We start from the raw sequence: 7,209 nt of genomic DNA, 5'->3' as shown, positions 1-7,209 counted from the left end.
CCTCCCGAAACCATACCACAACCCGTTTCTACCGCGCACAGGCGGGCCCCGCCCAGGACTGTTTCTTAAGAAAGTCTTCATGTGCGACTCGTGGAGATTAAATATGAAGAAAATACTGATTAGCGTTGCTGCTGCCGCCCTTATGTCGACCAGCGCGTTTGCCGCTACCGATGGAACGCCCGGTGCCACCAGCACTGGAACCGCCGACATCAACGTCACCATCGAACCCTTCGTCAACATCCGTGGCCTTGACGATCTGACGATCAACATCGCTGCCGGCGACATCAACGAAAGCGCTCCCAACAACCGCGCAGGTCAAGCTGTCACCAACTTCTGCGTGTTTTCGAACGTGACCTCGGCGGGCAACTACACGATCACCCCGACCAGCGCGTTGGCAGGCACCAGCGGCAACCCGTTCGGCCTGACCGGACCTGAAGGTACGCAGCTCAACTATCTGGCTTCCTTCACCGACCAGGGAACCGGATCGCCCTTCGTTGCCGGTGGCTTCCTTGCTCGCAACCAGGCGCGTGCAGCAACCACCACCGCTGGTGGCCAGAACCGTCCCACCGACTTCAACTGCAGCAACGTGACCGGCGGAAGCAACGCTGCAATCGGCATCGGTGTGCGCAACAGCGTCGCACTGGCCGCGCTTGCTGGAGTGTATACCGGTACGCTGACCGTAACAGTTGCCGTTCCTTGATGAACGCTTTTGTGGGCGGGGTTGCAAACAACCCCGCCCGCAAATTTTCGCGAACTCAAAAGGGGGGGAACAATGTCACATCGCAAGCAAAGTATTGTCTGGGCATCTTTGGTTGCTTTGAGCGTTGCATCCAGCGCGGGCCAGGCGCAGCCAGCCATGGCTTCAGTCAATCCGTCCTCTACACCCTCCGCTTCCCTCCGCATCCTGTCTACAACGTCAAACGATCTGCGGTGGTTCGGATCGGGTGATCTTGGATCTACCGTTCAGATGTGCGTCACCAGTTCGACCGGACGCTATCAGCTCCAGGTCGTGACCTCCGATGCATCGAGCCTGCCTGAAGGGCTCAATTTCGAGGTAACAGTCAACGATGGCATGACGACACCGGCTGCGCTCAGCGCGGGCGGCAACAGGCAGCTGACATTCGAGGGCCGCGTCGATCCTCAATATGCTTGTGCCGGTAACGCCAACGTCACTGTAGCACTGCGTTTTCACCAGTCGACCCTGCAGAAAGCGGTTGCGGGTCAGTACCTGAAAAACCTGCAGTTTACAGTTTTGCCCCTCTAGTCATCGTCACGAAGACACATGGGGCGACACCATTCCGTTATTTTTACGTCATTGATTGGGAGCCTTTTAAGCGCTCAATCACTCTCGGCGCATGCGCAGGTAGCTGAGCCTGCAGCAGACCCGCAAGGACCGGGCACTGACAGCCAGACAACGCCCGAACGGCCGCAAATGCGGATCGAAACCGGTGTTCCCGAAGGTTTTGAACAGCTGAACGAGGATGTCTCGACACTCTTTGATCTGTTCGTGCTCGGGCGTCGGATCGGTTCGTTTCGCGCGACCTTGGTCAACGGGTCCATCCGGTTCGATGAGCCTGCCCTGGTGGCGGACGCGCTGAGCGATATCATCGATCGTCAGACGGTTCTCAATCTGCTGGCAGCTCCCTTGCCAAAAAATGAGCAGTACCGATGCCTGCCTGGCCAGACATTCAATTGCGGCCTGTTACCCGCCGGTCAAACAGGCGCCATCGTCGATCCTGAGAGGTTCTCGGTCGAGCTGTTCTTCGATCCGGCCAGCCTCGTTCAACCCTCTACAGAGCTTATGGCGCTGGGCGAGTCGTCGTCGAGCGGGCTCACTCTGGTGCAAAACGTTGCGGTGGCCGGTGCCGTCACCGATGGGGAAGCCGCCCAGCTGTCTTACGGGGTGTCGCTTGACACCTATGCCAGTGTCGGACGCACCGCATTCATCGGGCAGACCCTGATCCGCGATGAGGGCGGCAGCAACATCAACCAGGCACTGCTCCAACATGTCTGGGATGAACGCATCGTTCGTGCAGGTTTGTTCGAGGATTTTTCGAGCCGGTTGCTGACCAATTATCGCCTCGTCGGCGTGGAGTTCGGCAGCTTCTATCCCAGAATGGCGAACAACCTCGATACTGCCACTCCAATCCAGATCGTCCTTCCTCGTGCGGCTGATGTCGAAATCCGTCGCAACGGAATTTTGCTATCCGTGCGAAATTATGCGGCTGGCCCGCAGATGCTCGATACCAGCGGTTTGCCCAATGGCTCATATCCAATTTCCATCATCGCAAGGGCCGAAGGGGCGATCATTCTCGACGAAACCAGATCGTTTTCGCGCGCCGGTTTGTTGCCGCCGCCCGGCAAAACCGAGTTCAGCGTTCGTGCTGGAGTTTTCGCCGAAAATCGCTTTGGTGGCGGGCTGGTCAACGGGCAGATAGAGAACACGTTCTTCCCACCCCTCGATGGGGATTTATTGGTTGGAGCATTTGCATCAAGGCGCGTTGCACCGTCCACCGGGGTATCTCTGGGTTTGCTCAGCGTCGGCGGAAAGAACTATGCCGAGGGCTCGGTTTCGACGGCTTTGGGTGGCATTGAAGCCCAGGTCGTCGCAACCGTGGGAGATGAGGGCAGCTATGGTTTCCTGATCAACGGCAGCACTGTCATCAGGAACATTCGCTTCACATTGTCAGGGCGGTGGGTGGAGCCAGGGCAGGATATCATCGGACCGCCGCTTGATCGCGGAGAATACGCGCCCTTTTTCCGCGCTGAACGCAACATCCTGGGCTCGATGCAGTTCAATCTTCTGGGCGGGTCGGTCGCCGTGCTGGGATCGTATAACGAGAGCGATTTCGGCACCAATCGCTACAGCGTTGATGTACGTTATGCGAGACCGACAAAGATTTTCAACGCTCCTGCGATATTCTCGGTCTTTGGTCGGACATCGACCGAAGAGGTCCGTGTTGGCGCTTCGTTGACCGCCTATTTCGGCGTGGGACCAAAGACACGCGGATCCGTAACCGGCGGTGTCGAAAATGTCTCGCGTGGCGCAGGCAACTTGCGTCAAGGCGTCTCGCCGATCTTCAATGCTGCCCTTACCCATCGCGAGACCATGCCTGGGCTTGACCTTACCGGACGGGCAGGCATGTCGACGGACGCCAACAACGAAAGAGCGTTCATCGGCGCAAATGTGGCATCGTCGCTGGGTGTTGCAGATCTGACGGCACAATATACCCGTTCGCGCGGAGGGTTTGACGCGACGACCGTGTTTGGGAATTTGCAGACGGGCTTCGCGATTGGCGGAGGGACTGCAAAATTTGGCCTGGCACAGCCTGGCGACGCCATGATCCTGGCGGATCTTGCGCTTGATCGCGATCAAGACGCCCCGCTGGGCGATGCCAGACAAAGTGGCTATCGCGTTCAGGTCAACACCCAGTCCTATAACGTGCTTCAGCCGGGCCAGGTGTTGGCAGTCGGCCTGGGTGGATATGATCGCTATAATGTATCGTTGATCCCTGAAAATGCCCCTCCCTATGAGGTCGATATCCGCCGAAAGGAGGTCACGCTCTACCCGGGCAACGTTGTCAGACTCAGCTACGAGGCGTTGCGCAGCTTCACGTTGTTTGGCCAACTGCTCGAACCGGATGGCACACCGCTCAAGGGAGCAATCATCCGTTCGACCGAGGATCTGACCCAGGTGACCGAAGACGGGTACTTCACGATCAGTGCGCCTGCAGGCTCATCTTTGTCGATCACCACGCCCGATGGCCGTTCCTGCGAAGCGATACCGACCAACAGCTTGGTTGACAGCGAAACTTACGCAGAGGTTTATCGGGTCGGGACAATATCTTGTCGAATTCAACAGTGATATTCACCTGACACTGTGGTCGCCTGGGTCAATGCAGGTCTGCAGACACGCGAGCATTCCTTCGGCAATCGCCAGTTCTTCATCAGCAGGGATGACATAGACCATCACCGCTGAGCCGGGCGGAGAGATCACTGCATCGCCGCGCCGATTGGCGTCGGTGTCGATTTGCACCCCAAGCCACGCTGATGCATTGCCAAGCCGCTGGCGGATGGCAGCTGAATTCTCGCCGATGCCTGCGGTGAACACCAAGGTGTCGAGCCCGCTGAGAACCGCGGCGAGCGATCCGATGGCGCGGCCAGTGCGGTAGATGAACAGGTCTATGGCCTCGCGCGCTTCCGGCGCGTCGCTTTCGATCAGCACCTGCATGTCGCCCGAAATGCCCGACACGCCCAGCAGCCCTGAACGGCTGTAAAGCAGATCAGAAATTTGCGGTACTGTCATGCCTTTGGCTTCGATCATATGGAGCAGGATGCCCGGATCAATCGATCCACACCGGGTTGCCATCATCAACCCTTCGAGTGCCGAAAATCCCATCGTGGTGGCCATACTGGCACCGTTCTCCATTGCGCACAGGCTCGACCCGCTTCCCAGATGCGCTACGATGGCGCGGCCTCCGGCTTTCTCACCATCCAGTTCGCGCAGGCGCGCGGCGATGTGCGCATAGGAAAGTCCGTGAAACCCATAAGCAATCAGTCCCTGCTCGCTCAGGTCACGGGGCAGCGGGTAGAGCGTATCGATCCGCGGGCGCTGGGCATGGAACGCGGTATCGAAGCAGCCGATCTGCACCGCGTGTGGCAACCGTTCGCCGGCAAAGTTCACGATGGCGAGATTGTGCGGCTGATGCAGCGGTGCGAGCGGAACAAGCGCTTCGAGTTGGCCCAGCACCGAAGCATCGAGCCGCACCGGCGCGGTGAACTTCGCCCCGCCATGCACGACCCTGTGACCCACCGCGCAGATGCGGCCGAACAATCCCTCGGCATCGAGCGCATCGAACACCAGGGCTGCAGCGGTTCGCAGATCGATGCGGCCTTCGGCGGCAGAACGATCCTGCGTAACCTCGTCCCCGATCCTGAGTGTGATCCAAGGCGCAGAGCCGATCCGCGACAGATTGCCCGCCGCAACCCGGACCGGCTGCGCGCCCTGATCAAAAAGGGCAAACTTCAGGCTCGACGACCCTGCGTTGAGGACAAGCAGACGCCCGGTCATCGCGGTGGCTTCAACCGCTGATGCCCCGCGACCAGCAAAGCGGCGGCGCATGAGGCGAGCCGCGTCAGCTCATCATCGGCTCGGCTGGTGAGGATGATCGGCACGCGCGCGCCGATCACGATACCCGCCGAAAGCGCGCCGGAGAAATAGGTGAGTTGCTTGGCGATCATGTTGCCCGCCTCGATATCGGGCGCGATCAGCACGTCGGCGTTGCCTGCGACCTCGGACACGATGTGTTTGGCCGCCACCGCTGCCGGAGAGATCGCATTGTCGAACGCCAATGGTCCATCGACCAGTCCGCCGACGATCTGGCCGCGATGCGCCATCTTGGCAAGTGAGGCGGCATCGATCGTAGCTGACATCGCCGGATGCACCGTCTCGACCGCTGCGAGCACCGCGACACGTGGTTGGCTGATCCCCAGCGCAATCGCACAGTCTATCGCGTTCTGAACGATATCCTTTTTGGCGGCGAGATCGGGCGCGATAATGATCGCGGCATCGCTGACCAGCAGCAGCCGCGGATAATCTGGCACCTCGAAGATGAAGATATGGCTCATCCGCCGGTCGGTGCGCAGTCCGGAATCACGGTTTACCACTGCACCCAGCAGTTCGTCGGTGTGCAGACTGCCCTTCATGACCGCCCCGACGTCGCCTGTGCGAGCCAGACGGCAGGCTTCTGCGGCAGCGACGTGGCTGTGTTCGCCCGGAACGATCTGGAACCGGGCGATGTCCAGCGCCGCTGCATCGGCAGCCGCGCGGATCCTGGCTTCGGGGCCGACCAGCACCGGTTCTATCAGGCCATGCTTTGCCGCCGCAATCGCACCGCCGAGCGATGCGGCATCGCACGGATGCACTACGGCGGTGCGTACCGGCGGGTGGTTGCCAGCCAGCGCCATGATGTCCGCGATACAGCGCGGCGGCTCGGGCAAAGACTGGCCGGATGCGATCATGCAGTAATGGCGACCTTCAGCACGCCATCGCGCTGGTTTGAGAACAGCGCGTAAGCTGCCTCAATATCATCGAGCGCATAGCGGTGCGTGACCAGCGGCCTGGTATCGAGCCGTTCCGAGGCAATTACATCCATAAGCCTAGCCATCCGTTCCTTGCCGCCGGGGCATAGGCTGGTAACGATCGTATGGTCACCCAGCCCAGCGGCGAAGGCATCGAGTGGAATTGTCAGATCACCCGAATACACCCCTAACGACGACAATGTGCCACCGGGACGCAGCACGCGCAACGCCGAAGCAAAGGTCTGCTGCTGGCCCAGCGCTTCGATCGCGACATCAACGCCGCGCCCGTCGGTGAGGCGCATGATCTCGGCGACGGGATCAACCTTGGTGAAATCGACGACATGATCGGCGCCCATCTGTCTGGCGATCGCCAGCCGCTCGGGGATTGAATCGACCGCTATAATACTGGTCGCGCCCATCAGCCGCGCGCCGGCAGTCGCGCACAGCCCGATCGGCCCCTGCGCGAACACGGCCACGGTGTCCCCGATGCGCACATGGCCGCGTTCGGCTCCCGAAAAGCCGGTCGACATGATGTCGGGGCACATCAACACCTGCTCGTCGCCCAGAGTATCGGGGATCGGGGCGAGATTGGTCATCGCATCTGGCACCAGAAGATATTCGGCCTGCGCGCCATCGATCGTGTTGCCAAACCGCCAGCCGCCCATCGCTTTAAAGCCATGGCGCGAGGTCCCACCATCCTGCGAGTGGAAGCCGCACAGGCACGCCGCACTGTGGCCGCTGGGGGCTATCGCCCCGGCAATCACCCGCTGCCCCTCGTGATAGCCTTGCACAAGCGACCCCAGCTTCTCGATGACTCCCACCGGCTCATGGCCGATGGTCAGCCCCCGTTCGACCGGATACTCGCCCTTCAGGATGTGCACATCGGTGCCGCAGATCGTGGTGGTTGTGATTCTGATCAACGCATCGAGCGGCCCGACATCGGGAACCGGCTTGTCATCGAGCACAATGCGCCCCGGCTCCGCGAAGATCGCGGCTTTCATCATTCGGGTCATGGCTAAGGCTCCTGTGGTGTACGTGCAACCTAGCTTTGTTTGACATCGGCACCTTGATCCAGATCAACCACAACCTGGACATCGATCGGGCCGGTTGACGCCAAGGCCCGGCAGG

General features: G+C 60.3%; 6 protein-coding genes. 3 read left to right on the top strand and 3 right to left on the bottom strand.

Annotated elements, in window-relative coordinates:
• Window positions 1–103 precede the first annotated feature (103 nt).
• The 3 genes from IEW00_RS17200 to IEW00_RS17190 all read left to right on the top strand — a co-directional run bounded on the left by IEW00_RS17200 (window position 104) and on the right by IEW00_RS17190 (window position 3,865).
• A complete protein-coding gene (locus tag IEW00_RS17200; RefSeq protein WP_188515661.1) occupies window positions 104–700 on the top strand; it encodes a hypothetical protein in 597 nt (198 codons plus the stop codon).
• Between the two features lie 72 nt (window positions 701–772).
• Window positions 773–1,264 (top strand): hypothetical protein, encoded by a 492-nt coding sequence (locus tag IEW00_RS17195; RefSeq protein WP_188515660.1) that lies wholly within the window; start codon window positions 773–775, stop codon window positions 1,262–1,264.
• 168 nt (window positions 1,265–1,432) lie between these two features.
• On the top strand, window positions 1,433–3,865 hold the full coding sequence (locus tag IEW00_RS17190; protein ID WP_188515659.1) for a TcfC E-set like domain-containing protein: 2,433 nt from the start codon (window positions 1,433–1,435) through the stop codon (window positions 3,863–3,865).
• Window positions 3,866–3,868: 3 nt separating this feature from the next.
• Here the strand turns inward: IEW00_RS17190 and IEW00_RS17185 are convergent, their stop codons facing one another.
• The 3 genes from IEW00_RS17185 to IEW00_RS17175 are packed head-to-tail and all read right to left on the bottom strand — an operon-like array spanning window position 3,869 to window position 7,094.
• Entirely contained in the window at window positions 3,869–5,071 is a 1,203-nt protein-coding gene (locus IEW00_RS17185; protein WP_188515658.1) for an acetate/propionate family kinase, read from the bottom strand.
• Complete coding sequence (locus IEW00_RS17180) at window positions 5,068–6,021, bottom strand: bifunctional enoyl-CoA hydratase/phosphate acetyltransferase (protein ID WP_188515657.1); 954 nt, start codon at window positions 6,019–6,021, stop codon at window positions 5,068–5,070. The genes IEW00_RS17185 and IEW00_RS17180 overlap by 4 nt, the downstream gene beginning before the upstream one ends.
• Window positions 6,018–7,094, bottom strand: a complete 1,077-nt coding sequence (locus IEW00_RS17175; protein WP_188515656.1) for an NAD(P)-dependent alcohol dehydrogenase — start codon at window positions 7,092–7,094, stop codon at window positions 6,018–6,020. Before IEW00_RS17175 ends, IEW00_RS17180 begins: the two co-directional genes overlap by 4 nt.
• Window positions 7,095–7,209: the final 115 nt, after the last annotated feature.

Origin of the sequence: Blastomonas aquatica (assembly GCF_014639875.1) — a bacterium.
Taxonomy (GTDB): Bacteria; Pseudomonadota; Alphaproteobacteria; order Sphingomonadales; family Sphingomonadaceae; genus Blastomonas; species Blastomonas aquatica.
This window is presented reverse-complemented; position numbering and strand designations above follow the sequence as displayed.